Here is a 23,511-nt window from a genome sequence, read left to right on the forward strand (position 1 = left end):
GAGGCTTATGGAAAGCCATTTGCGATCGCGACCCAGAGGTCGCAGGCGATCATAGCGATGCCAGGTCCGCTCTTCCGACGGATCAACGAACCACCCCAATGGCCGCCAGGGCGATCCCTAATCTTGGCCATGAACCCATCAAGGACGTCAATGGACGTCGCCAGTCTTACTGACTCAGCCCTCCGGGGCGCACCCTACAAGGAGGTAGCAGCGTGGCTACAAATTCTGTACCGGCCAAAACGGCCGTTGACCGAAAAGCGGTCATCAGGAAGGTTAGACGGACAATCTTGCCTGTCGCTTTCCTGCTCTATGCATTCAACTATATGGATCGCTCCTCCATCAGTTATGCCCAATTGACGATGGGCAAGGAGCTGGGCGTCGACGTCGCCACGTACGGCGCCATTGCAGCCATCTTCTTCATCGCTTACGTGGTGCTTGAGGTGCCCAGCAACATGATCCTCGCCAAGGTCGGTGCCCGCCTCTGGCTGGCACGCATTGCCATTACGTGGGGCCTGGTCACCATTGGTACCGGCTTCGTGTACAACGTAACGCAGTTGTACATCGCCCGCATCCTGCTGGGTGTCGCCGAAGCCGGGCTCTTCCCCGGACTCATCCTGTTCCTCACATACTGGTTCCTCAACCATGACCGCGGCCGCGCCATCGGCGCTATGGCACTGGCCATGCCCGTCGCCCTCATCATCGGAAGCCTCAGCGGCGGCTTTATCCTCGACCATGCGAACTGGTTCGGACTCAGCTCCTGGCGCTGGATCTTCATCCTTCAGGGCCTGCCGCCGGTCCTCCTCGGCATCTGGCTCCTCCTCACCCTGGCCGACCGGCCGAGGAAGGCGAAGTGGCTCAAGGCTGACGAAAAAGAATGGCTGGAAGGTGCCATCGCCGAAGAGTACGCCGCCATGCCCGAGGAAAAGCACGACAACGCGAGCGAACTTCGTGCCTTGCGGAATCCCAAGATCCTCTATCTGGGGCTGATTAACGCCCTCGCGGGAGTTGCAACGTACGGCATGACCTTCTTCCTCCCCCAGGTAGTCTCCCAGCTGAACCCGTCCTACTCCCCCACCAACATCGGCATCTTCGGCGCCATCCCCTATGTTTGCGGTGCCATCGTGATGCTGCTGCTCGTCCGGTACGCAGACATCAGCGGACGACGGAAGTTCATCGTCCTCGCCTGCTTCGCTACCGCGATCATCGGCCTGATCATGACCGCCGTCTTCCGCGGCTCCCCGCTGCTGGGCATGATCGGTCTCATCCTGCTCGCCTGCGGCGTGATCGGAAACATCCCGACATACTGGGCTTTGATCAGTGAGGTACTGACCAAACGGCAGGCCGTCGTCGGAATCGCCGTCATCAACGCCCTGGCTTCCGCGGGCGGGTTCTTCGGCCCCTTCCTCATCGGCAAGCTCGCCACTCCCGGTGACACCATCGTTGGAATGACTGTCCCGATGGTCGCACTGGCTCTGGCATTTGTCCTGCTGCTCTTCGTCAAAGTCCCCGACCGCACCGGGGCCGGGCTTCAGTCGCCGGAAGAGCTTCCCCAGCCTCCACACCGGACAAGCCCCGGCGTCGGCATTGACAGGTCAACAGCCAAGCGGCCGTAGCTTTCCTCTGGCGTTGGTCCCGCATCTCCTGCATGCGGGGCCAACGTCGTCGTTTAAGGGCGCGTTACCGCCGACGTGCGCAAATCCAGCCCGCGTACCGGACATCGGGTTTGCCGGCGGGCAGAGGGGAACCATCACGAGATATTGACTAAGTCTCATAATGCAGGATATCGTCGAACATGTTCATAAGAACTGTGTGCACCGTCACCGTCGCTGCAGGGGTTGGATTCCGGCCTTACTGTCGCGGCGGAGCGGCAATCTATCGTCCTTGAGAGTGTCCGGCAGGGCCGAGAGGACCAGTTCACTACACACCGTCGTGTTCGCGCCGTCGCGCACCGAACACCAAGCCAAAGGTAGTAAGACGCATGCCTGAACAGTGTCGATCGAATTCATGCGAAGCCTGTACTCTCAGCCCAGCTGATCACACCGCAAGAGCTCTCCCGGAGCGTGCTCTGCTCCCCCTCACCGCCCCGCGCTCCGCCACAGCTTCCTGCCAGCCACAGTCCCCGGCTGCACGTCCGAAAGATGCTGTCCGATGACCACCAGGCACGTCAATGCGACCCACCGGCTCGACAGCCTCCCGATCAGCAAATTCCACCGGCGCATGGCGTGGCTGGTTGGCCTCGGGTTGTTCTTCGACTCGTTCGATAACACACTCTCCTCAGCGGTGCTGGCCTCCATGCTGCCCAGCGGGTTCTCCACGCTTGCTTTGAATTCGCTGTTCCTGTCAGCCACATTCGCCGGCCTGGCAACTGGAGCGGCATTTTCCGGCTGGCTCAGCGACCGGATCGGACGAGGCTTCGCGTTCCAGTTCAGCCTTGGCCTGTTCGGAATCCTGGCACTGGCTGCGGCCTTTGCACCCAACATTGAAGTGCTCATCGGCCTGCGGCTCGTGATGGCCATCGGCATGGGCGCTGAATACGTGATCTGCTACGGGATGATCACCGAGTTCTTCCCGCGTTCCCACCGCGGCAGGTACCTGGGCCTGCTCGGGGTTTTTGGCGGATTCGGCGTCTCGCTGTCCTCGCTCGTCGGCTTCCTGGTCATTCCCGCGTTTTCGTGGCGGGCAATGTTCATCATCGGCGGCATCGGCGCCCTGATCGCGTGGTGGCTGCGCCGTAATATGCCGGAGTCTCCCCGTTGGCTGGAGTCCCGCGGCCGCTACGAGGAGGCCGAAGCAGCCCTGCAGAAGATTGAGAAGGAGTCCGGCGTTTCCAGCCCGACCATCCCTGCGGCACCTGTCGTGAACCACGCGGCCGGCGGCGCGGACCAGAAAACTGACTACGTCCCCATCACGGTGCTCTTCTCACGGGCTGTGATCCGGCGGACCCTGCTGGCCCTGGTCCTGACCGTCATCTGCCTGTTCGGCTCCTACTCCGTGACCGGCTGGATGCCCACCTTCTTCGTCAAGCAGGGGATGACCGTGACATCCTCCCTGGGATTCAACGCAGCCATCATGTCCGGCTACGTCGCAGGCCCCCTGCTGTGCATGCTGCTGGCAGACCGCCTCGGACGCCGCCGCAGCATCGTGATCTCCGGAACGCTTGCAGCGATCTTCGCTGGCATCTACCCCTTCATGACGCAACCTGCACTGATCATCACGGTCGGCTTCATCCTGGTCGCCATGGCCGCGTCGTTCCTGACCATGTGCCTGGGCACCGTGCCGGAGTTCTTCCCGACCGCCTTCCGCTTCCGCGGCGGTGGCCTTGCACAGACCGTAGGCCGCGTCTGCCTAATCGCCTCCCCCTTCATCGTCCTGGGGCTGTTCACCAGCTTTGGAATTGTTGGAGTCATCCTGACTGTTTCAGGCTTCTACATCGCCGCCACGGTGATCTTCGCGGCCGCCCGGGTGGACACCTCCTCGGAGGCGCTGGCACACATCGCTCCTCCCGGCGACACCGCCGACGCAGATGCCGAAGAGCCCAAGGCCCACGCATGACCCAACGACGGCGGCGGATACGCTTGCGGCTCCGCTGACTTCCGCGACAGCCGGCCACCAGGCCTGAATATCTACCAACTAAGCCTGACGTCCTCGGACCTGACTTATCGGTCCGAGGACGTCAGATCCATTGGCCGCCAATGTCCACCAACGCAGCACCACCGGGGACTGCGCCCCAATCCACTGAATGTGACGCCAACCCCCTCCAGGTCAGGGAGGCCTTGGCGCAACAACTCCGATGCAGAATGTACCCGAGGCGTCACCGATGCCATCCATCTCCTGACCATCAAGGAGCAGTAGTTATGAAAGCCGTTGTTTTTCAAGGCGAGGGCAGGCTCGAGATCCGCGACTATCCGGACCCCGTACCCGGGCCGGATGAAGTGGTAATCCGCATCAAGGCCTCCGGCATGTGCGGAAGCGACCTCCACCACCTCCACGGCCCTATCCGTACCGGCTCAGAGTTGGTCATCGAGGGGCACGAACCATGCGGGGTCGTGGAGATTGTCGGCGACGCCGTCAGGCCGAGCGAGGCCAAGGTAGGCGACCGGGTCATGGTCCACCACTACGACGGATGCCGCACCTGCCAATACTGCCGTTCCGGCTGGACCCAGTACTGCCCCAACGCACGCATCGTCTACGGCGGACTGAACGGAGACGGCGGGCACGCCGATTTCATGAAGGTCCCCGCACACACCCTGATCAAACTGCCGGACTCACTCTCCTTTAAGACCGGTGCAGCCATCTCATGCGGCACCGGAACGGCCTTCGCCGCGATCAAAAGGGTCGACCTGTCCGCCGACGAGACCGTCGCAGTCTTCGGTCAAGGGCCTGTCGGACTGAGCGTCACCCTGCTGGCCAAAGCCTTCGGAGCCAGGGTCATTGCAGTGGACGTGGAGCCTTCACGTCTGGACATGGCCAAGCAGTTCGGCGCCGACCACGTCGTCGACTCCCGGGAACAGGACCCTGTTGAAGCCATCCGCGAGCTGACCCGGCGCGGTGAAGGGGCGGATAAAACCGTCGAGTGCAGCGCCATCCCCGCCGTGCGCCGCCAAGCGATTCAGGCAGCCCGGCCGTGGGGGACCGCATGCATGGTCGGAGTCTTCGGCAAGATTGACCTGGACAGCGAAGAACTCATCCATCTGCACAAGACCGTCCTCGGGTCGCTCACGTTCAGCAAGAACCAGCAGGAAGACTGCGCCCAGTTCGTCGCCGAACGGGGCCTGGACGTGGAGTCCCTGTTCACCGATGAGTTCCGTCTTGCTGAGGCCGAGAAGGCCTATGAGCTGTTCGATCAGCGCAAGATCGGAAAAGGCGTCTTCATCTTCGATTGACGGAATGTCAAAGGTCACCCTGGAAGGAATGTCATGACCACCACCCAACACAGCTTCACCCCGTCCGAACAGGCACAGAGCTTCCTGTCCCGGGACGTGCACCACCTCTTTATCGACGGCCAGATGGTTCCGGCCGAGTCCGGACAGACACTGACCACCACCAGTCCGTCCACGGGCGAGGTCCTGGCACGGTTCGCTGCCGGCGGACCCTCCGATGTGGACCGGGCGGTTCTCGCGGCACGCAAGGCGTTCAACGGCCCCTGGAGCTCCTGGAGCCCTTACGAGCGACAGGCGCTCCTGACCCGTGTCGCGCAGGTCCTTGACCAGAGGTTCGAGGAACTGATTCAGATCGAGGCCCTGGACATGGGCGCACCGGTCTCGAGGTTGCGCAATTCCAAGGCCTCCTTGATGAAGATGCTGTCGTTCTTCGCCTCCCAGGCGATGAGCATTTCCGGTGAGACGCTGATGAACGGGATCCCCGGCAACGTGGCCACGATGACGCTGAAGGCACCGGTCGGGGTCATTGGCGGCATCATCCCCTGGAATGGACCACTCAATGGACAGTTCTGGATTATCGGTGCTGTCCTGGCCAGCGGATGCACCGCCGTGCTCAAGCCGGCGTCCGAAGCTTCCCTGTCGGTGCTGCGCGTTGCCGAGATCCTGCACGAAGCCGGGGTCCCGGCCGGCGTCATCAATGTCGTCACGGGCTCCGGCAGCTCAGCCGGAAATGCTCTCGCGGCGCACCCCGATGTCGACCGCGTCGCGTTCACCGGTTCGACTGAGACCGGGCGGCGGATCATCGAGGCCTCCACCGTGAACATCAAAAAGCTGCAGCTCGAACTGGGCGGCAAATCGGCAGACATCGTGTGCGCGGATGCGGACCTGGACAAAGCCGTGCCGGGAGCAGCCATGGGTGTCTTCTCGAATTCAGGCCAGATCTGCTTCGCCGGCACACGAGTGCTCGTTCAGCGGCCCATCGTCGAGCAGTTCACCGAACGGTTGCTGGCATTTATGGACACCCTGAAGGTCGGGCACAGCCTGGACGACGCCGCCACTTTGGGCCCGGTGATCTCCCAGCCGCAGTTGGACAGTGTCCTGAACTACATCGATATCGGCCGCAACGAGGGCGCCGAGTTGCTCTACGGTGGCCAGCGCCTCGGCGGTGAACTCGGAAACGGATACTTCGTGCAGCCGAGCGTCTTTGGCGGCGTGAACAACGACATGCGCATCGCCCGTGAAGAGATCTTCGGACCGGTTCTTTCCATCCTTCCGTTCGATGACATCGACGAAGCCATCGCCATCGCCAACGACAGCGAGTACGGTCTAGGCGGAGCTGTCTGGTCACAAAACCTGTCCACCGCCCTCCGCGCAGTACACGGCGTACACACCGGCACCATGTGGGTCAACTGCTACGGCTACATCGACCCGCTGGTCGGCTTTAGCGGAACCAAACTGAGCGGCTACGGCTACAAAGGCACCACTGCGCACATGGACACCTACCTCTACACGAAGAGCGTCTACATGCAGCTGTGACCGGCCGCCTTGCATGACATGCTCCAGACCAGACCCAGGCCGCGGAAGTTAACGGCGTACTCCTCAGCCCCTGCAAAATCAGCGATAGAGAACGGAGAGGGAGAATGACCGGACCAAGCACGTCGGACCGTGCGCAGCAGTTGAAAGCTTTGTACGAGGCACCGGAGATCCTGCGGGTTGTAAACGTCTGGGATGCTATAAGCGCCGCAACCGTCGCGGCACTACCGGAGACGAAAGTGATCGCTACCGCCGGCCACTCGATCGCCGCCACATACGGTTTCGCCGACGGCAGGATGCCTCTGGAGATAGCGTTGGCAGGGATCAAAACAGTCGTGGACGCAGTTGATCTTCCGGTCACGGCTGATCTTGATGATGGTTACGACAACCCGGCTGAGACGGTCCGCCGGGCGATCGGACTAGGCGTTGTAGGCGCCAACGTTGAAGACCGGCTTCGACCCTTCGACGAAGCTGTTGCCCGCGTGCACGCCATTATCAAAGCCGCCCACGACGAGGGCATCACGTTTCAGCTCAACGCACGGACAGACGCGTTCGTGCGGGGCGGGGACCGCCCCATCAGGGTCAGCATCGATGACGCGATCCTTCGGGGTCGTGCCTACCTCGACGCCGGTGCCGCCTTGGTGTTCGTCCCCCGAGCACTCACCCGCCAGGTCATCGAGCCTCTCGTCGACGGACTCGGGAGAGGAAAGCTGTCAGTAATCGGCGCACCTGGAGCGCTTCCCGCGGCCGAATTGGAAGAACTCGGGGTAGCACGTATTTCATATGGACCCTTCCCGCAGCGCGTCGCACTTCGTGCGCTTCGCGATCTCGCTGCCGAGCTGTACGGGACCGGTTTGGTTCCACTAGATACTCCGCCCCTGAACTGAGTCCGGGCATGCAGGTGTCACCATGCCCGTCCTGAACCCTGAACATACTGTGCTGCTGCACGTCACGGCGGTCTAGCCCCATCCAGAAAACATGGCGCAGACTGCCCGGCGTCCCCCGTCTTCACTCACGGACGCAACGCCGGGCAGCCGGTTCCACCGGGGGAAACCGGCACGAAAATTCGCCACGATCTGGCCCATCAACCCGTCACACCGAACCGGCCCTCGCGCGTAACGATTCCGGCGCGTAGCTTCTGTGCTCAGCGGAGGCTGAACCGCGTGCTCATTCCATGCCGAAGGGGAAGAACGTTGTGGCCGAGCCCAACGGCGATTCTGGATCATGCCTTCGATGAGCACTCCTTGCCCGGAGGATGCAGCAGCGGACTTGCGGCGGCCCGGTCCTGGTGGAGGAGCACGGGAACAATAGCTTTCAGTGATGCCGCTCATCGAGCGCCCCGGCGCCAGGAGCCGAGGGAGTTCCCGCTTCCGTCACCGACAGCAGCCCGCAGTCCACCTTGATGGCGTCCGCTGGGGCCGCGCTCTAGGGAAATTATGTTCCTCAGCGGACGACGGCGTCGAGCGGCATCCGCTGCGGTCCATCCCTTTGCGCACCGCTCAGTATCACCGCACAGTTGCGCATGCTGGAGGATCACTCTGTGACAGGCCCCTGCCCTGGCTGAGTGGCAGGGCAGGCAATCGTTTTGTTCTTTGACATCGCTGCTGCACGCGTTGTGCTGATTACCCGGGAGGGAAATCCCAGAACCTGGATCCAAAGGTGGGGCCGGAGCAGGAGCAGCATGCAGTTCCGGCTTAGGCCAATCTCTTCGTGTACAGGTATGTATCAATAGGTGCAGCCGTCCTTTGCAGCCGAAGCGGCCAACTTTGTTCCGCTGAAGCCAACCCACGGGTCGATGTAGCCGTAGCAGCTGACTCACATTTTTGCCCGAATGACTCAGTGGACCGACCGAAGAGCTGGACAGGTTTTGTGACGGAACAAAACGCAATTGGCCGCCGTCCGTCCGGACGGCGGCCAATTACGTTAAGATTTCGCCCGCTGCAGGTTAGAAGGGAGCTGTCTGCCGGGGCGGCAGGACCTTCAGAGGGGCTTGGATCCGCTTATAGCGAGAGGAAAGGAGGTGTATACGAACGAGGCCGGCCGCGGCTGTACGTTTCGGAGGTCGTGCATACTGCCCCGCAGCACGATCGAGTCCCCCTTGGCGAGCGTCACCTCGCCGTCCTCCAGGACAACGGCCAACTCCCCGTCGAGCATCGTGATCACATGCAGGGAATGGTCCGTGTGCAGGTTGGGCACCGCCAAGGTGTCACCCGAAGCACCTGGCACAGTGAGTATTCGGACGACGGCACCCTCGGCCGGCGCATCAGGCCCCAGCGTCCAGCCGGGCTCCGGATGATCATCCGGAGCAGCGGGGATACTCCGCTGTTGCCATAGCTCCTGCAGAACGATTCCATTGGGGAGCCGGGTGGACGGGACGTTTCGCTCGTCAGCGACGACTGCGGACGCCTTTGAGGCGTTGATCCCGACGATGACCCGACGGGCAGGCGCGGACAGGTCAGTGCTGTTGTCGTTCATGATCGATGGCGGTCAGCGAATCACGCTGACGTGAACGGCGGAGACTACGCATGGTTTGTCCGTCCTGTTCCTCCAGGCATGCTTGGTGCCGCGCTGCACGATTGTGTCGCCCTGCCGCATGGTTGTCTCGCCAGTGTCGAGAAGAACGCACGCTTCCCCGGAAATTACGGTGACGATATCGATCGTGTCCGTCGTGTGCATCCCGGGAGCATCGTTGGGATCCACTGCGTCACCAGCGCCGGACTCGGCCAGGATCCTGGCGTATCCGCCCTCGTAGTCCCATTCGCTGTCCGGAGCAAAGGCCGTGATCACGTAGTTGTAACCTGCCGGCGGCGGCGGGATGATCGACGCATCACCGGGTCCGTTGGGCGCCATCACAGGTGTCGGCACTTCCGTCGCCTGCCACAGGTGGTTGCGCGTGTAGCCATCTGCAACGAGCCGGTCGCTCGTTGGACCGTCACTTACGAACGTCGACTTGCCGTCTGCATTCAGGCCGGTAACGATCAGGCGTGACTGGAATTCCCGGTGTTCTCCCACCATGATTGTGGTCCTTTCCATTGTTGAGGTCATTCGTTCGGATGGAGATTCTTGGCCCCCGTTAGAGGCTGGAAATCAAGGACGTCCCACCAGCCCTTTTTCTTGCTCCAGGGCTTCAAACACAGGGGCATTGTCCACATAAATGCGCTGATCGACGAACTTCCCGTCTTTTACGGTGATCTTGGAAGCCGCCTTGATCTCGATCACGGCCCCGCTGTGAAGTGTCCAACGGCCGACGGATTCGAAGAAGACGACTCCGTCTTCTTCCTCCCACACGTTCACGAGGTCGTGCCCTAGCGATTCGACCTCATTGAGCTTGTCGCTAAAGGCGGCGATGATGTTTTCCCGGCCCTTGATTTCCGGGCTGTTCCCGAACGTCAGCGTCATGTTTTCCCCGTAGTACGACCCAAACTCGCGTGGGTTGTTTGCTTCCATGGCCGCGTAGTACTCGGTCAGCATCTTTGTCATCTCGGTGCTTGCACGCATTGTTGTCAGACCTTCCGTCTCAATCGGTGTCATCACTTGAGGTGTCCCCTTATCAGGCGGCAGGTCAAGTGGCAGACTTCTTTGGCTGTTGACTAAGTCTCACAATACAGGATATTCTCAAATCCAGCACCAAAGAAGTGTGTGCAGTGTCACAGCCGAGCCGCAGGCCGAAAAGAGTCCGGGCGAAAGCTAATAGCCATTGATCTCGACGATGGGATCCACCCCCCTCGAAGGTCAGTCCGTATGCAACGTCGGGTTCCTGCTGCCGCATGGAACCGGAATCAAGCCAAGGCAGCATGGCGCATGACCGATCGATGCCGATCGGCCCCGGGGGACTTGCTCCCGGAGCCTTGCTCACCAATAAGGAGACCCAGTGTCCGAAAAATTCCACTCGACAGGAGCGCTGACCACCACAGGTGGCCGCGAAGACCCGAGAACTTTCATGTTCCGGCTAACCCTGATCGCCAGTCTCGGCGGCCTGCTGTTCGGTTTCGATACTGGCGTGATCGCCGGGGCGCTGGTGTATCTCCGGGAAGACTTCCAGTTGACTGCCGTTGCCGAGGGGCTGGTTGTCACTTCTCTGTTGTTCCCCGGCGCGACGGCAGGCGCGCTTCTGGGCGGTCCCATCGCTGACCGCCTGGGACGGAAGAAGTCGCTGGTCATTGCAGGTGTTATCTTCGTCCTCAGTACGGTCACATGTGCTTTGGCTCCCAGTGTGGGGATTCTGGTCGCGGGGCGCATCGCGCTCGGTTATGCCGTCGGCGTCGCCTCCGTCGTCGTTCCGTTGTATCTGGCCGAGATGGCTCCGGCCTCGCAGCGAGGCCGCATCGTCACCGTGAACCAGCTGATGCTGGTCATCGGCCTGTTCCTGGCATTCGTGATCAACGCGGTCCTTGCCAACCTGATCCACGACACCGTCGTGTGGCGCTACATGCTTGGCATCGCCCTCGTTCCGGCCGCGGGGCTTCTCGTCGGCATGCTCACCCTGCCCGATACCCCTCGCTGGTATGCCAGCAAGCAGATGTGGGCGGAGGCCAGGCGCACTTTGCAGCGGGCGCATGCCGCGGACCGGGTTGAGGACGAGTACCGGCAGATCGCAGCCATCGTCGAAACTGACCACATCAAGGGCAAGGTCTCGGTCCTGGCAACACTTCGCAGTGAACCGTGGATGAAGCTTTTGATCGCGGTCGGTATCATCCTGGCGATCGCCCAGCAGACGACCGGAATCAACGTCGTGATGTACTATGCGCCGACTGTGCTGGAGAGCTCAGGCCTGACCCGGTCCGCGTCGCTGCTGGCCTCCGTCACCGTTGGAATCGCGATGATCGTCTTCACGATAGTGGGCATGTGGATTCTCGGTCTGATGGGGCGCCGCAAGATGATGCTGCTCGGTTTCGGGGGCGTCGCCGCCTCCCACCTGGGGCTCCTCGCTACCTACATGCTGCCCGAGTCCACCCTGCGTTCGTACCTTATTCTGTTGTTCATGCTGCTGGTGACCGCCTTCATGGTGACCTTCCTGGGCACGACAGGTTTCCTGGTCCTCTCCGAGTTGTTCCCGCTGCCAATCCGCGGTTTCGCCATGGGCGCTTCCCTGGGTGGGCTCTGGGTGGCTAACTCCCTCATTTCATTCCTCTTCCCGATCCTCGCCGAGCAGTTCGGTTCGGTGGCCGTTTTCTCCGGATTCCTGGTGCTCAATGTGCTGGCAGCGCTGTTCGCGTTCCGCTACATTCCGGAAACCAAGGGGCGCACCTTGGAAGAGCTTGAGGTTGAACTGCGTGACCGTTACACGGGTTCGGTGACTGCCCGCCCGTGACCCGAGTAGGCGCTCTCCTCTTCCTGGTTGCGGGCCGACCGGGCCGATTCGGTCGGTTCGCACCTGATTCCACCACCTCATCAACAGAAAGTGAGACCAGCAATGACTGAGTCCAGGTTCGCCGGAAAGGTAGCCTTCGTGACCGGCTCCGGAAGCGGCATCGGCCGGGCAACGGCGATAGCATTTGCGGCTGAAGGAGCAACGGTAGTGTTGGCCGATATTGACGCCGCCGGCAACGAAGAAACCGCTCGCCTGGTCGCCGAACACGGCGGGCAGGTGCTCGCCGTCAAATGCGACGTAACGTCCTCACAGGAGATTCAAGCGGTCATCGAACAGACCGTCCAAGAATTTGGCCGCCTTGATATCGCCTTCAACAACGCCGGGATAGAACAGCCGCCCGCAGCACTCGTCGACATCTCCGAGGATGAGTGGGCACGACTGCTCGACATCAACCTGCGCAGCGCATTCCTCTGCATGAAGTACCAGATCCCTGCAATGCTCAACAGTGGCGGCGGCTCCATCGTCAACACGTCCTCGGGCGCGGGCGTTGTCGGAATCCAGGGGCAGGCCGCCTACGTCGCAGCAAAACACGGATTGATCGGCCTGACGAAGTCGGCGGCATTGGACTACGCAGCACAGGGCATCAGGGTCAATGCCATCTGCCCAGGCATCATCGAGACACCAATGATGGACAGGTTCTCCGGCGGCACCCCCGAGGGCCGGGAACGGGTGATTGGCCAGGAACCCGTCGGCCGGATGGGCAAACCTGAAGAAATCGCCTCCGCCGTGCTGTGGCTTTCCTCAGACCTCGGCAGCTTTGCAACCGGTCACGCAATGGTGATCGATGGCGGCCAGACCGTAGGTATCTAACCGGTAACACCATCCACAAGACCTCCAGGACTGTGGCGGGCACTGGACCTCAACCCGGTGCCCGCCACCTTGCCGCGCCTATAATGGCAGTAATACCGCCTAATGGCAGTAATACCGCCGTTCGTGAGGCTGCCTTCCATGGTCCTGGCATACGGCTTGTAGAGAAGGATGGGGCCTCACGTCATGAGCGGAAGCGGTTTGCCGGAGAATGTTGCGGAACTGAGTGGCACTCCGGACAGCGCTGGAAGTCTGGCCAGGATGCTGACCATCCTGGACCTCTTCACAGAGCAAGACCCTGTCTGGTCAACGGCGGACCTCATTGATGCCCTCGAGACCTCGCGTTCCACGGGCTACCGCTACATCAAAACCCTGCATGACGCGGGTCTGCTCACCACGGTCCGCAACGGGTACTACAGCCTTGGTCCCAGGATCATCGAGATGGACCTGCAGATCAGGCAAACGGACCCCTTGCTCCTCGCCAGCCAGGGCGTCCTGGAAGAACTTGTCGAGAACGTCGGACACTCCGCTCTGCTGCTGACCGCGTTCCGTGACTCGGTGCTGTGCGTAGGGGAAGTCCGCGCACCGTCGAGTCCGGCAAATCGGTTCAGCCGCGGGCAGCGCCGGCCGATGTTCCAGGGGGCCGGTTCAAAAGTCATCCTCGCCTATCTCCCCCACCACCGGCTGAAGGCGATCTACCCCCGCTACAGTGACGAGATTGAGAAGGCCGGGCTGGGCGCCTCCTGGAGTGAGTTCCGCAAAGCCCTGGGTGAAATCAAAAAAGACGGTTACCTACTGACGCGCGGGGAGTTCAACCCCGGTGTCTACGGCGTCGCCGCGCCTATCCTCACCGACCAAAAGACGTCTGTGGGCAGCGTGGGCGTCGCCTGGGATGAACACGTCCGTGACATCAACGTCGAGCAGGCGATAAAGGCCGTAAAGGAAGCTGCGGCCACTGTCTCCTGGCGACTCACGCAGAACCAGAACGACTCATAGATCCAAACCGCTGACGAGCTGCCCGAAAGGCACGCATCGGCGTGCCAAAACCTTTGGCCCTGTCCATATTTCCGGTATACGGGCCGGGGAGTCTCCGCCCAGCGCAAGCCTTTCAGCGTCCACGGGGCTCCCTCGGTGGAAACGGCAGGCACGGTCGGCCGAGGGGTATGCGCTCTCCCCGCATCACGGATTGCAGCACATGATGCCCGGCTCACGACAGCGCGGGATCCATTGCCCTGGCGGCGCCACACCCCGCCCGCAGCTACGGCCATACTGCAACACCGCCCGCTTTTGCTCCCGGGTTGCGGTCTGTAGAAAACGCTTGACCACTCGAAACTCTGAGCTGGCATCGGTCTATAAATCGTCGTTGACGATATCCCGTCATGTGGGATATGGTGAATTTAGAGCGGTTGGCTGGCATGTAATGCAGCGGAGGACCGCCACCCCCTACCGGTTCTTGGTGGGGATGAATCGACTTTTGTGAAGGAGCAGGAGATGCGCGTAAGCAAAGCAGCGGAGACCGACATCGAAGCAGTCGGATCCATGCGTGAGGGGAAGCTGGACCAGAAGCACCTGCTGTTCGGTGAGGACGGCTCGCCGAACAACTACGACCTGAACATGGGCCACACCGGCGGTGGTGGTTGGCGGACCCCGCGTCATCGGCACAACTTCGACCAGGTCCGCTACGTTATCCAGGGCCGGCTGCCGTACTCCGAGGAAGATTTCCTGGAGGAAGGCTGGGTAGGGTACTTCCCCGAAAGCGTCCACTACGGACCTCAGGAACGCGCCGAAGGCCTCCGCACCCTCGTACTCCAGGCCGGCGGCGCCAGCGGCCAGGGCTACCTGTCGGTGGCCCAGCGCGAAGCGACCAATGCCGAACTGGAAAAGACCGGCGAATTCAAGAAGGGCCTCTACCACTACACGGACTCCAACGGCGAAGCGCAGGCCGTGGACGGATCGCAGGCGATCTTCGAACACGCTACGGGCGGCAAGCTCGAGTTCGCCACCCCGCGCTACGAAGACGTCATCGCCATGAACCCCGACGCCTACGACTGGCTGCCCTCAGCCGACCAGGGCGTGTCCGAGAAATGGCTGGGCACCTTCACCGAGCGCAACTTCCGCATCGGATTCCTCCGACTGGACGCCGGCGCCGTCTACCAGGCTGGCCAGTTCCCGTCCATCGAAATCCTGTTCCAGACCAAGGGCCAGGTCACCGCAGGCGGAGAAAAGTACGGCCCCGAAACCGGCTACGAGTTCCTTGCCAACGAAGGCCCCGCCCCCATCGAAGCCATCGAACCCACCGAATTCCTCCGCTTCGTCCTCCACACCTTCTAAAAAACAGATACGTCAGCGGGCAACACGGAAACCCCCGTGTTGCCCGCTGACGTGCATAAGGATGTCGGTAGGTCATTCGACCCCAGGCGCCCCTGGCTCTGAAAGCTTCGCCGGAAGCCGGGCACAGGAATGCGGCCCATCCTGACGATTTGCATCAATAAACCCCACACAATGGAGTGCATAGTGACACTTGAAGCCGATGTTCTAGCCCCCTTCCCGGCGGAACTTCAGATTCCAGCACAATCAGTAGCCACGGCCGTAGCTGCGTCCTCGGAGGCGACCCCGCGCATCCTGGTGGTGCTCGATGATGACCCCACGGGCACGCAGTCCGTGGCGGATTTGCCCGTGCTCACCCGCTGGGAGGTTGAGGACTTCACCTGGGCCTTCAGCCAGTCCAAGCCGGCCGTGTATGTCCTCACCAACACGCGCAGCCTTGACCCCGAAGAGGCGGCTACCCGTAACGAGGAAGTGGTTCGCAATGCCCTCGCCGCGGCAGGCAGCGTCAGGGTTGGCTTCGTGAGCCGCAGCGACTCCACCCTCCGCGGCCACTACCCGCTGGAACCGGATGTCATTGCCGCTACCGTGACCGCCGAAACCGGTGAGGCCACTGACGGCGTCGTCATCGTTCCCGCATTTCCCGACGCCGGCCGCCTCACCATCGGCGGAGTCCACTACATGCGCGGTACCGGGGACGACGCCGGCAAGCTCACCCCGGTCGCCGAGACCGAGTTCGCCAGGGATGCCACCTTCGGCTTCGCCAACTCGGAGCTGGCCAAATACGTGGAGGAGAAGTCGCAGGGCCGGTTCGCCGCGGACTCCGTGATCGTCCTGGACCTGAACATCATCCGCGCCGGCGCGTCCGCCCAGGACCCTGCCATCTCGGCGAAGGCCATCGCCGACGCCATTGAAGGCGCCACCAACTCCACGCCGATCGTGGCGGACATCGTCACCGAAAACGACCTCCGTGCCCTGGCCCTGGGCCTGGAAGAAGCCGAACGGCGCGGCAAGAAGCTGCTCTACCGCGTCGGCCCGCCGTTCGTCCGCGGCCGGATCGGCCAGGACGTCCGCACCGCCCTGACGTCCGGGGAGGCCTACGAAGGCAACACCCCTTCCACGGCCGGCGGCCTGATCGTGGTCGGCTCTCACGTCGGGCTCACCACCCGCCAGTTGAACGTCCTCACCGCCGAACACAGCTCCGCGAGCATCATCGAGATCGAAGTCGAAAAGCTCCTCGCCAGCGAAGCAGAAGCAGCAGCACACCTGGACCGGACCGTGGACGCCGTCGTTGAGGCCCTCCGCGCCGGCGATGTCATCGTCCACACTAGCCGCCTGCTGATCAAGACGGACGACCCCGCCGAGAGCCTGCGGATCGCGCGCACCGTGTCCGCCGCCGTCGTCGCCGTGGTCAACCGGACACTGAAGACCTTCCCGCCGCGGTTCGTCATCGCCAAGGGCGGCATCACGTCCTCGGACGTGGCAGCCCATGGCCTGGAGATCCGGCACGCGATCGTCCGCGGACCCATGCTGCCGGGCATCGTCAGCCTGTGGGAACCCGTGGACGGCCCGGCCAAGGGGATCCCGTACATCGTCTTCGCCGGCAACGTCGGCGACGACGACTCCCTGGCCCAGGTCACCCGCAAACTCAGCAACACCTTTGAATCGGGCAAGTGAAGGAGAGCATGAGCAGCAACCACAAGACACCTGTCCCGGCGGCAGCGCCCATGAGGATCCTTGAAGGAGGGGCCTTTAATGCGTACCCGGCTCGATGACCTTGTCACCGCCGCACTGCAGCGCGGCTCGGCTGTTCCGGCCTTCACCTGTTACGACTTCACCACCGCGCTGGCGGTGGTAACGGCGGCCGAGGATGCAAACCAGGGCGTGATTCTCATGGTTGCGCCGAAGACCGCGGCCACGCCCAATGGACTGCGCCTGATCGCCGCACTGCGCGGACTCGCCGATGCAGCGCGTGTCCCGGTAGCCGTGCAGTTGGATCATGCTACGAATCTTGGGGTCATGGCAGAGTCTGTTGCTGCAGGGGCAGACTCTGTACTTGCCGACGGTTCATCTTTGCCGCTTGAGGACAATGCCCAGCTGGTCCTGGCGGCCCGCGCTCTTCTGGGGAGTGACGTCGTGCTTGAAGCTGAACTGGGGGGTCTTGCGGGCGACGAGGACCGAGCCTTTGGCGCGGATCAGTCCGGGGTGCCGGTGGCCGGCCTGACTGACGCAACCCGGGTAGAAGAATTTATCGCCCGTACCGGCGCCGAACTGCTTGCCGTGGCAGTGGGCAACGTCCACGGCAAGTACAAAGGCGAGCCGCAGCTGCGCTGGGACATTCTACAGGACATCGCAGGACAGACCAACGTCCCACTGGTGCTGCACGGGGCTTCAGGTATCCCGCCAGAAGAACTCGCCAAAGCGCCGGCGATGAACGTCGGCAAAGTCAACTTCAACACCGAGCTCCGCACCGGAATCCTGGCGATCCTCCAGGAAGAACTCCCGGGCCACCGGAGAGACGGTGAGAATATGCAGGGCCTGCTCGGCCACTGGAATACTTCGGCCAAAGATTTCGCCAGCGGAGCCTTTGCCACCCTCACCCGCTAATTCAACTGCCCGGGAGAGGCCGCTCGGACTTCAGCGCCGCGCGGCCCGTCCCGGGCAGCCCCGTTTCTGAGGGATTAAAGGGGAGGCTCACAGGTGCTCACACGCGGTCGGGATTGCGCGGCGTCTTCCGAGCCGACCTCTGAACGGTCCTGCGGTGACCGACAGAACGACGGGGACCTTGAATCCTCCGCTGAGGGCGGGACAGCTGTGGTTAAAAGCTGATGCCGGCGCAACAGGTTCGGGTTGCGCCGGCATCAGGCGTAGGGGATTGATAGATCCCCACTGATTACACGGAAGTCAGGCAGGGAGCTCGGACACGCGCCGGGCCAGATAGTCAACGCCCATCCGAGGGCTGGACAACACCGTCAGATTGGTCTTTTCCTGAAGGACTGGCGCGAGGCGGTTCATCGAGGCCTGTGCCAGGACGATCAGGTCGACGTTTCCGGCAAGATCCGTTGCCTGCTCGATGATCATGGAGTCGTGCTTGTCCCGGTCTCCTGCCATGAGGACCGCGAACGCTCCTTCGCACAACCGCTGCTCGATCGTGATGTTGCGCCCCATCTTGTCTGCCTTGGCCTGGATCAAATCCGAGGTCGGACCAAGCGTCGTGGGCACAGTGGCCAGGACCCCAATGCGGGTTCCCTCGCTGGCCGCCCGAAGCGCCATCGCCTCATCAATCTTGATGACCGGGGTGTGGACATTGCGGGCAGCAACATCCAGGGCAGGTCCCAGCGAGGAACAGGCGGAAAAGATGATGTCAGCGCCCGCAGCCTCAGCAGCCTGCGCCAAGTGGATCATCCGCTCCTCGCTCTTACGCGAGATGCCGTTTTCCCGCTGAACAGTGGCCAGGACGTCCGAGTCAACAAAGTGCATGACTTCAGCATCAGGAATCAGCTCAGCAATCAGGTTATTGATCACAGGTTCGACGGAGACAAACACGAAGCTGGTGTGCAAAATCGCGATCTTCTTTGACACGCTAATACTTCCTTACTGGTTGAATTTCTGATGCCCTGTCGCTCATCACGCGTGGGTCCGCTGCAGATGGGACGACGAAGCAGAAGTGAATGAGAGCTCATGTAGACAATATCCCACACTGTGGGATAAAGTCAATATCAGAGTCGGCCGCCGGTGCATCATGGATCGCAGTTAGCCTAAAAACCCATCTGAGCTCTCGGACACCGGGATGCCCTGATGATGGCACCCAGCGGAAATCACACGGCGCCTTCATCTGCAGGAACCTCGAAACAGGAGAAGAACATGGCAGAGACATGGGGAACGTCCCACAATTCCGGCCAGTTCGTGGGATCAGCGGTCGTTGCGGGAGCCACCTATGGCCCGCACCATACGCTTCTGCGCCTGAAGACGTTCGGGGGTGAACTTATTGACTACCGGGTTGGTGACGTTCCAGATCCTGCAGGAATAGCTGAATTTAACGGCGACGATCTCCGGCCCATCTCGGTCAAGATCCAAGACGGCGGTGAGCAATGCAGTGTGGTTGCACGTGCCGCAGCGGGCGGGGCGCGAGCTCTCAGGGTGAGTCTGGGGGGAGCCCTGGCACTGTACAAGTCCGGCGTCCATGCAGTAGTCGACGGCGGGCTCTCAGCCGGAGTTCCCTGTTCGGCCAGGAATGCGCCAAGGACTGCCCTGCAGTAACGGGCGACATGCCATAAGCAATCCACGCACGCATTGTGCTGGTTGCCCGCAACACTTCCTCTCGCCCAGCGCAGGGCATGCTGCACCCGACGCCTATTGGAGGGCGTCCCAGACCAGGACCCATGACTAGGCACGTGGTCACCCTGGTGCTTGCACCTGGCACTTCCCCCAGCAAAGTAGGGTTCCCGTCCATGGACGGGAACCCTGCTTTGCTTTTTTGCTTCTCGTGCCACGCCCGGAATGCGCTCGATCGTAAGGCCGCTCCGGCCCGGGCGCGTTAGTTGGTGTAGGGGAGTTCGCGTTCGGTGGTGAGGTCCCAGACGACTGCTTTGCGGCGGGTGTACATGGCGACGGAGTCGAAGCCGTTTTCTTTGCCGAAGCCGCTTTGTTTCATGCCGCCGAAGGGGACGGTGGGGTGGAAGGAGCGGTAGGTGTTGATCCATACCGTTCCTGCGATCAGTTCTTTGGCCAGGTGCTGGATGGTCCGTGCGTCGTTGCCCCAGACCTGGGCGCTGAGACCGAATTCCGAGGCGTTGGCGCGGGCGATGACTTCGTCGGTGTCGGTGTAGGACAGCACGCTTGCCATCGGGCCGAAGGCCTCGGTCCGGGCTGCGGGGTTGTCGTCTGTGACGTCGGCCAGGACGGTGGGCTGGTAGAACGCGCCGTTCGCGAGCTCGCCGTCCTCGGCCGGGCCGCCGCCGGCCAGGGCGACGGCGCCGGCATCGATCGCGCTTTTGACCAGGGCGTCCACCCGGGCACGGTGCTGGCGGTTGATGAGCGTGCCCATCTGCGAAGATTCCTTGGTCGGCAGCCCGACGCGGACCGTTTGTGCTTTCTGTCCGAGCCGTTCGGTGACCTGGGCGTACATCGAGGCCGGAACAAAGATCCGGGAACCGGTCACGCAGCTCTGGCCGCTCTTGGCAAAGTTCGAATGCAGCAGCGACGGGATCGCGATGTCCAGGTCGGCATCCGGGAGCAGGATCGCCGGGCTCTTCCCGCCCAGTTCCAGGAACGTCGGCACAATGTTCGTCGCGGACTGGTGAATGATGGCCCGGCCCGAGCCCGGCCCGCCGGTGAACGCGATCATCCCAATATCCGGGTGCTCGGTCAGCAGCGGCCCGACCTTCTCCCCGCGGCCGGTCACCACGCTGACCACACCGGCGGGAAGACCCGCCTGGAGGGCGAGTTCGACCATGCGGTAATTCAGCAGCGGGGCGACCTCGGGTGCCTTGATGACGATGCAGTTCCCGGCAACGAGGGCCGGGCCCGCCTTCAGGGCGACGAAGTTCGCGTTGCCGTTGTAGGGGCTGACGCCGGCCACGACCCCGAAGGGCTCGTCGAGCCCGTAGGAGAGCCGGTCGGGCAGCTGCGCGAACGTGCGGCCTTCGATTTTGTCGGCGATCCCGGCGTAATAGCGAAGCACCCGTGCGCTGTTATCGATGTCGGCCATGGCCTCCCGGCGCAGGTGGCCCACATCGGAGACCTCGAGATCGGCCAGTTCCTCGCGGTGCGCGCTGATCGCATCGGCCCAGGCCGTGAGCATCCTTGCCCTGGCCTCGGGGGCGGTGCGGCGCCACACCTTCTCATACGCCGTCTTCGCACCGGCCACCACAGCATCAATATCAGCAGGGCCGGCCTCACACAGGGTCCCGATCACCTGACCCGTGGCAGGATTCAGGATCTCCATCTCATACCCACCGGAAGGGACCACCACCCCGGCCGCGGAGATCAACCCGATCCGGCGCCCTCCCCCACCCACGCTCACATCAAACTCCTCCGACACCTTCGTACTCATACTCAAAAACTCCTTCAAAAAAAGGGGGTCATCCCAAGGTTTAACAAGGAATGGTTTTGCTTGGCTCCGGACATCAGTTGGTTCCCAGAGTGCTTCTCACCACGACGTCCATGAAGTGGTCTTTTTTGCTGCTCCTGACCTGCCGATTCAGCCGCATACGAGGCATGCAATCCGTTCCTCAGCCGTGGCGGTACTCCATCGGTCCGGACACACTTTTGGGCTTCGGCTGACAGGATGTTTTATACGTAAAATATGCTTCCATATATGATGGCCCTCGTCAATGGTGCGGCGGTAGTGGCCGGGCTTACTTTGTCCATGCTTGCGAACTCCCTGTCGAAGTATAAGAAATCCTGTAGAATGAGACTTTATTCACCGCTCGAAATGATGTGGCAGACCAAAGGCTTGCTGCATCGAGAATGATAAGGACTCGCCTCATGAGTGGACCCAGTTCGGTCTGTGGCCCCGGCGAAGTGACCGAGACTGCCGACACCGTGGGCAGCCTTGCCCGAATGCTGCAAGTCCTGGAGCTATTCAGCGAAGCTGGTCCCGTCTGGTCGACGGCCGATCTTATCGAGGCGATGGAGACGTCCAGGTCCACGGGCTACCGCTATATCAAGACCCTGCATGACGCCGGCCTGCTCACGACGGTGCGCAACGGCTACTACACCCTTGGCCCGCGAATCATCGAGATGGACCTGCAGATCCGGCAAACCGATCCGCTGCTACTGGCGAGCCATGGGGTTCTTGACGATCTGGTGGAGAATGTCGGCCACTCTGCCCTTTTGCTGACGGCATTTCGGGATTCCGTCCTGTGCATCGGTGAATCGCGCGCCCCGACGAGCCCCGAAAACAGGTTCAGCCGCGGGCAGCGGCGCCCCATGTTCCAAGGTGCAGGATCGAAGGTCATCCTGGCCCATCTCCCTCATCACCGGCTTAAGGCCATCTACCCCCGTCATCAGGATGAGATTGAGCGCACCGGACTGGGCGCCACCTGGGGTGAATTCCGCAAGACCCTCGGAGAGATCAAAAAAGACGGATACCTGCTGACCAGGGGCGAATTTAATCCAGGAGTTTATGGCGTCGCGGCGCCCATCCTCACCGACCAGAAGACCGCGGTCGGCAGCGTCGGCGTCGCTTGGGATGAAAACATCCGGGACATCAACGTCGACCAAGCAATACGGGCCGTCAAGCAAGCGGCAACCACCATCTCCCAACGCCTCGCTGAGAACCAGGGCAGGTCAACCCGCGCAGTCTGACCCGCCGCCATCCACTCGGCTTCATCATGCGCAAGTGCCCTCGGCGGCTTCCTCGCACCGACTTTCGGGATATTTCCGAAACTGTCGATCCGATCCCGTATTTCCAGTTGAGGCTGATACGGGCGATCAATTCTCCTGATCGGCGCCGCGCGCGGCTGGCGCCTTCCTGTGTACGGCAATTGCCTGCTCCCTTGGTCCCGGCTCGCCCGGGCAAGCAGAGCTGTGAGCGGACTTGCCGAATTTTCACTTACTAGGAGGGGCGACAGCAATTAAACTCTTGACTGAATCCCATATGACGGGATATTGTTCATGCAAGGCAAAATGCGCTCCGTGTTCCTCGTGGGGAACTCAGAGGCTTAGCGCGACGTAGGGCCCGCCGCGGCGCCGCGCCCACCGCTTTCTGCAATCCATAATGACAACGACGCCACAAGGACCAACTATGACGACACCCCTGACTCACACCCCCCATGACTCCGGCGTTCCGGCGTCGGCACGGGACTTCAGCGTAGAAGGGCGGGTAGTCGTTGTCACCGGCGCCGCCCAAGGCATCGGGCGAGAGCTGGCACGCCAGTACGCCGCCGCTGGGGCGGTTTCCGTTGTGGCCGACCTGGATATTGAGAAGGCTGAATCGGTCGTCAAAGAAATCCACGATGCCGGCGGCACAGGCTTGGCCGTCAAGGTCAACGTCGCCGACGAACCGTCCGTCACAGCAATGGTTAACACCGTGATCGAAACCTGGGGCCGGATCGATGTACTGATCAACAACGCCTCCATCTTCGCCACGCTGGACAAGGTCCCGTTCGACCAGATCCCCCTGGCACAGTGGGACAACGTCCTTAAGGTGAACATCACCGGCACCTACCTGTGCGCGCGTGCGGTCGCTGACCATATGCGCAAGGCGGGCTTCGGCCGGATCATCAACGTCTCATCCGACGCGGTCACGCGCGGCACGGTCAACTACCTGCACTACGTCACATCAAAGTCGGCAGTAATCGGCATGACCAACTCCTTGGCCCGCGAACTGGGCCCCTACGGCATCACCGTGAATTGCATCCGGCCCGGCAGCGTCGCCACCGAAGTCGAACGCACCGTCAATCCCACACAAGAGGTCCGCGAACGCGCCGCTTCCCTGCAGTGCATCCCCCGCGGCATGGTCCCCACCGACCTGGTCGGCATCATGATCTTCCTCGCAACACCGGCATCCGCCTTCATCACCGGCCAGACCATCGCCTGCGACGGCGGCTACACCCACAGCAGCTAACCCAAAAGCACAGCCAGCCACAG

19 protein-coding genes are annotated in these 23,511 nt (G+C 62.1%); 14 read left to right on the forward strand and 5 right to left on the reverse strand.

Annotation, left to right across the window (positions count from 1 at the left end; all coding sequences use genetic code 11):
• Nucleotides 1-287 precede the first annotated feature (287 nt).
• The 5 genes from ABIE00_RS13405 to ABIE00_RS13425 all read left to right on the forward strand — a co-directional run bounded on the left by ABIE00_RS13405 (nucleotide 288) and on the right by ABIE00_RS13425 (nucleotide 7,300).
• Complete coding sequence (locus tag ABIE00_RS13405; RefSeq protein ID WP_354260986.1) at nucleotides 288-1,613, forward strand: MFS transporter; 1,326 nt, start codon at nucleotides 288-290, stop codon at nucleotides 1,611-1,613.
• Between the two features lie 535 nt (nucleotides 1,614-2,148).
• The gene (locus ABIE00_RS13410; protein ID WP_354260988.1) at nucleotides 2,149-3,552 is read left to right on the forward strand and encodes an MFS transporter; all 1,404 of its coding nucleotides are present in this window, start codon (nucleotides 2,149-2,151) and stop codon (nucleotides 3,550-3,552) included.
• A 302-nt stretch (nucleotides 3,553-3,854) separates the two neighbouring features.
• Nucleotides 3,855-4,883, forward strand: a complete 1,029-nt coding sequence (locus tag ABIE00_RS13415) for a zinc-dependent alcohol dehydrogenase family protein (RefSeq protein ID WP_354260990.1) — start codon at nucleotides 3,855-3,857, stop codon at nucleotides 4,881-4,883.
• A 33-nt stretch (nucleotides 4,884-4,916) separates the two neighbouring features.
• Complete coding sequence (locus tag ABIE00_RS13420) at nucleotides 4,917-6,416, forward strand: aldehyde dehydrogenase family protein (RefSeq protein WP_354260992.1); 1,500 nt, start codon at nucleotides 4,917-4,919, stop codon at nucleotides 6,414-6,416.
• Nucleotides 6,417-6,520: 104 nt separating this feature from the next.
• Nucleotides 6,521-7,300 carry an isocitrate lyase/PEP mutase family protein gene (locus tag ABIE00_RS13425; protein ID WP_354260994.1) on the forward strand — a complete coding sequence of 260 codons (780 nt, stop codon included), beginning with the start codon at nucleotides 6,521-6,523 and terminating at the stop codon, nucleotides 7,298-7,300.
• 1,093 nt (nucleotides 7,301-8,393) lie between these two features.
• On the opposite strand, the gene ABIE00_RS13430 is transcribed toward ABIE00_RS13425, so the two are convergent.
• The 3 genes from ABIE00_RS13430 to ABIE00_RS13440 form a co-directional block, all read right to left on the reverse strand.
• Nucleotides 8,394-8,888 (reverse strand): cupin domain-containing protein, encoded by a 495-nt coding sequence (locus ABIE00_RS13430; RefSeq protein WP_354260996.1) that lies wholly within the window; start codon nucleotides 8,886-8,888, stop codon nucleotides 8,394-8,396.
• A gap of 12 nt (nucleotides 8,889-8,900) precedes the next feature.
• Complete coding sequence (locus tag ABIE00_RS13435; RefSeq protein ID WP_354260998.1) at nucleotides 8,901-9,428, reverse strand: cupin domain-containing protein; 528 nt, start codon at nucleotides 9,426-9,428, stop codon at nucleotides 8,901-8,903.
• Nucleotides 9,429-9,500: 72 nt separating this feature from the next.
• Nucleotides 9,501-9,944, reverse strand: coding sequence for a nuclear transport factor 2 family protein (locus tag ABIE00_RS13440; protein ID WP_354263354.1), 444 nt, complete (start codon nucleotides 9,942-9,944; stop codon nucleotides 9,501-9,503).
• A gap of 340 nt (nucleotides 9,945-10,284) precedes the next feature.
• Here ABIE00_RS13440 and ABIE00_RS13445 point away from each other — a divergent pair, with 340 nt between their 5' ends.
• The 6 genes from ABIE00_RS13445 (at nucleotide 10,285) to ABIE00_RS13470 (ending at nucleotide 17,523) form a co-directional block, all read left to right on the forward strand.
• The gene (locus ABIE00_RS13445) at nucleotides 10,285-11,724 is read left to right on the forward strand and encodes a sugar porter family MFS transporter (protein ID WP_354261000.1); all 1,440 of its coding nucleotides are present in this window, start codon (nucleotides 10,285-10,287) and stop codon (nucleotides 11,722-11,724) included.
• 102 nt (nucleotides 11,725-11,826) lie between these two features.
• Nucleotides 11,827-12,594: an SDR family oxidoreductase gene (locus ABIE00_RS13450; protein WP_354261002.1), complete on the forward strand. Its 768-nt coding sequence runs from the start codon at nucleotides 11,827-11,829 to the stop codon at nucleotides 12,592-12,594.
• Nucleotides 12,595-12,777: 183 nt separating this feature from the next.
• Nucleotides 12,778-13,587 (forward strand): IclR family transcriptional regulator, encoded by an 810-nt coding sequence (locus tag ABIE00_RS13455; RefSeq protein ID WP_354261004.1) that lies wholly within the window; start codon nucleotides 12,778-12,780, stop codon nucleotides 13,585-13,587.
• Nucleotides 13,588-14,082: 495 nt separating this feature from the next.
• Complete coding sequence (locus ABIE00_RS13460; protein ID WP_354261006.1) at nucleotides 14,083-14,922, forward strand: hypothetical protein; 840 nt, start codon at nucleotides 14,083-14,085, stop codon at nucleotides 14,920-14,922.
• A 183-nt stretch (nucleotides 14,923-15,105) separates the two neighbouring features.
• Nucleotides 15,106-16,593, forward strand: coding sequence for a four-carbon acid sugar kinase family protein (locus ABIE00_RS13465; protein WP_354261008.1), 1,488 nt, complete (start codon nucleotides 15,106-15,108; stop codon nucleotides 16,591-16,593).
• A 78-nt stretch (nucleotides 16,594-16,671) separates the two neighbouring features.
• Entirely contained in the window at nucleotides 16,672-17,523 is an 852-nt protein-coding gene (locus ABIE00_RS13470) for a class II fructose-bisphosphate aldolase (protein ID WP_354261010.1), read from the forward strand.
• A gap of 297 nt (nucleotides 17,524-17,820) precedes the next feature.
• On the opposite strand, the gene ABIE00_RS13475 is transcribed toward ABIE00_RS13470, so the two are convergent.
• The gene (locus ABIE00_RS13475; protein WP_354261012.1) at nucleotides 17,821-18,498 is read right to left on the reverse strand and encodes an aspartate/glutamate racemase family protein; all 678 of its coding nucleotides are present in this window, start codon (nucleotides 18,496-18,498) and stop codon (nucleotides 17,821-17,823) included.
• 282 nt (nucleotides 18,499-18,780) lie between these two features.
• On the opposite strand from ABIE00_RS13475, the gene ABIE00_RS13480 reads away from it, so the two are divergent.
• Complete coding sequence (locus ABIE00_RS13480; RefSeq protein ID WP_354261014.1) at nucleotides 18,781-19,176, forward strand: hypothetical protein; 396 nt, start codon at nucleotides 18,781-18,783, stop codon at nucleotides 19,174-19,176.
• Between the two features lie 277 nt (nucleotides 19,177-19,453).
• Here ABIE00_RS13480 and ABIE00_RS13485 read toward each other — a convergent pair whose 3' ends face one another.
• Nucleotides 19,454-20,971, reverse strand: coding sequence for an aldehyde dehydrogenase family protein (locus ABIE00_RS13485; protein WP_354261016.1), 1,518 nt, complete (start codon nucleotides 20,969-20,971; stop codon nucleotides 19,454-19,456).
• A 434-nt stretch (nucleotides 20,972-21,405) separates the two neighbouring features.
• Between ABIE00_RS13485 and ABIE00_RS13490 the strand changes: the two genes are divergently transcribed.
• On the forward strand, nucleotides 21,406-22,227 hold the full coding sequence (locus ABIE00_RS13490) for an IclR family transcriptional regulator (RefSeq protein ID WP_354261018.1): 822 nt from the start codon (nucleotides 21,406-21,408) through the stop codon (nucleotides 22,225-22,227).
• A gap of 439 nt (nucleotides 22,228-22,666) precedes the next feature.
• On the forward strand, nucleotides 22,667-23,488 hold the full coding sequence (locus tag ABIE00_RS13495) for an SDR family NAD(P)-dependent oxidoreductase (RefSeq protein WP_354261020.1): 822 nt from the start codon (nucleotides 22,667-22,669) through the stop codon (nucleotides 23,486-23,488).
• The last annotated feature ends 23 nt before the right edge of the window (nucleotides 23,489-23,511 follow it).

Origin of the sequence: Arthrobacter sp. OAP107, from assembly GCF_040546765.1 — a bacterium.
Lineage (GTDB): Bacteria > Actinomycetota > Actinomycetes > Actinomycetales > Micrococcaceae > Arthrobacter.

What these genes read in the sequence shown, in the direction of transcription:
- ABIE00_RS13430 (WP_354260996.1), bottom strand. Translation starts at nt 8,888, where the DNA reads ATGAACGACAACAGCACTGACCTGTCCGCGCCTGCCCGTCGGGTCATC.
- ABIE00_RS13490 (WP_354261018.1), top strand. Translation starts at nt 21,406, where the DNA reads ATGAGTGGACCCAGTTCGGTCTGTGGCCCCGGCGAAGTGACCGAGACT.
- ABIE00_RS13455 (WP_354261004.1), top strand. Translation starts at nt 12,778, where the DNA reads ATGAGCGGAAGCGGTTTGCCGGAGAATGTTGCGGAACTGAGTGGCACT.
- ABIE00_RS13460 (WP_354261006.1), top strand. Translation starts at nt 14,083, where the DNA reads ATGCGCGTAAGCAAAGCAGCGGAGACCGACATCGAAGCAGTCGGATCC.
- ABIE00_RS13450 (WP_354261002.1), top strand. Translation starts at nt 11,827, where the DNA reads ATGACTGAGTCCAGGTTCGCCGGAAAGGTAGCCTTCGTGACCGGCTCC.
- ABIE00_RS13470 (WP_354261010.1), top strand. Translation starts at nt 16,672, where the DNA reads ATGCGTACCCGGCTCGATGACCTTGTCACCGCCGCACTGCAGCGCGGC.
- ABIE00_RS13495 (WP_354261020.1), top strand. Translation starts at nt 22,667, where the DNA reads ATGACGACACCCCTGACTCACACCCCCCATGACTCCGGCGTTCCGGCG.
- ABIE00_RS13485 (WP_354261016.1), bottom strand. Translation starts at nt 20,971, where the DNA reads ATGAGTACGAAGGTGTCGGAGGAGTTTGATGTGAGCGTGGGTGGGGGA.
- ABIE00_RS13435 (WP_354260998.1), bottom strand. Translation starts at nt 9,428, where the DNA reads ATGGTGGGAGAACACCGGGAATTCCAGTCACGCCTGATCGTTACCGGC.
- ABIE00_RS13415 (WP_354260990.1), top strand. Translation starts at nt 3,855, where the DNA reads ATGAAAGCCGTTGTTTTTCAAGGCGAGGGCAGGCTCGAGATCCGCGAC.
- ABIE00_RS13410 (WP_354260988.1), top strand. Translation starts at nt 2,149, where the DNA reads ATGACCACCAGGCACGTCAATGCGACCCACCGGCTCGACAGCCTCCCG.
- ABIE00_RS13440 (WP_354263354.1), bottom strand. Translation starts at nt 9,944, where the DNA reads ATGACACCGATTGAGACGGAAGGTCTGACAACAATGCGTGCAAGCACC.
- ABIE00_RS13480 (WP_354261014.1), top strand. Translation starts at nt 18,781, where the DNA reads ATGGCAGAGACATGGGGAACGTCCCACAATTCCGGCCAGTTCGTGGGA.
- ABIE00_RS13425 (WP_354260994.1), top strand. Translation starts at nt 6,521, where the DNA reads ATGACCGGACCAAGCACGTCGGACCGTGCGCAGCAGTTGAAAGCTTTG.
- ABIE00_RS13420 (WP_354260992.1), top strand. Translation starts at nt 4,917, where the DNA reads ATGACCACCACCCAACACAGCTTCACCCCGTCCGAACAGGCACAGAGC.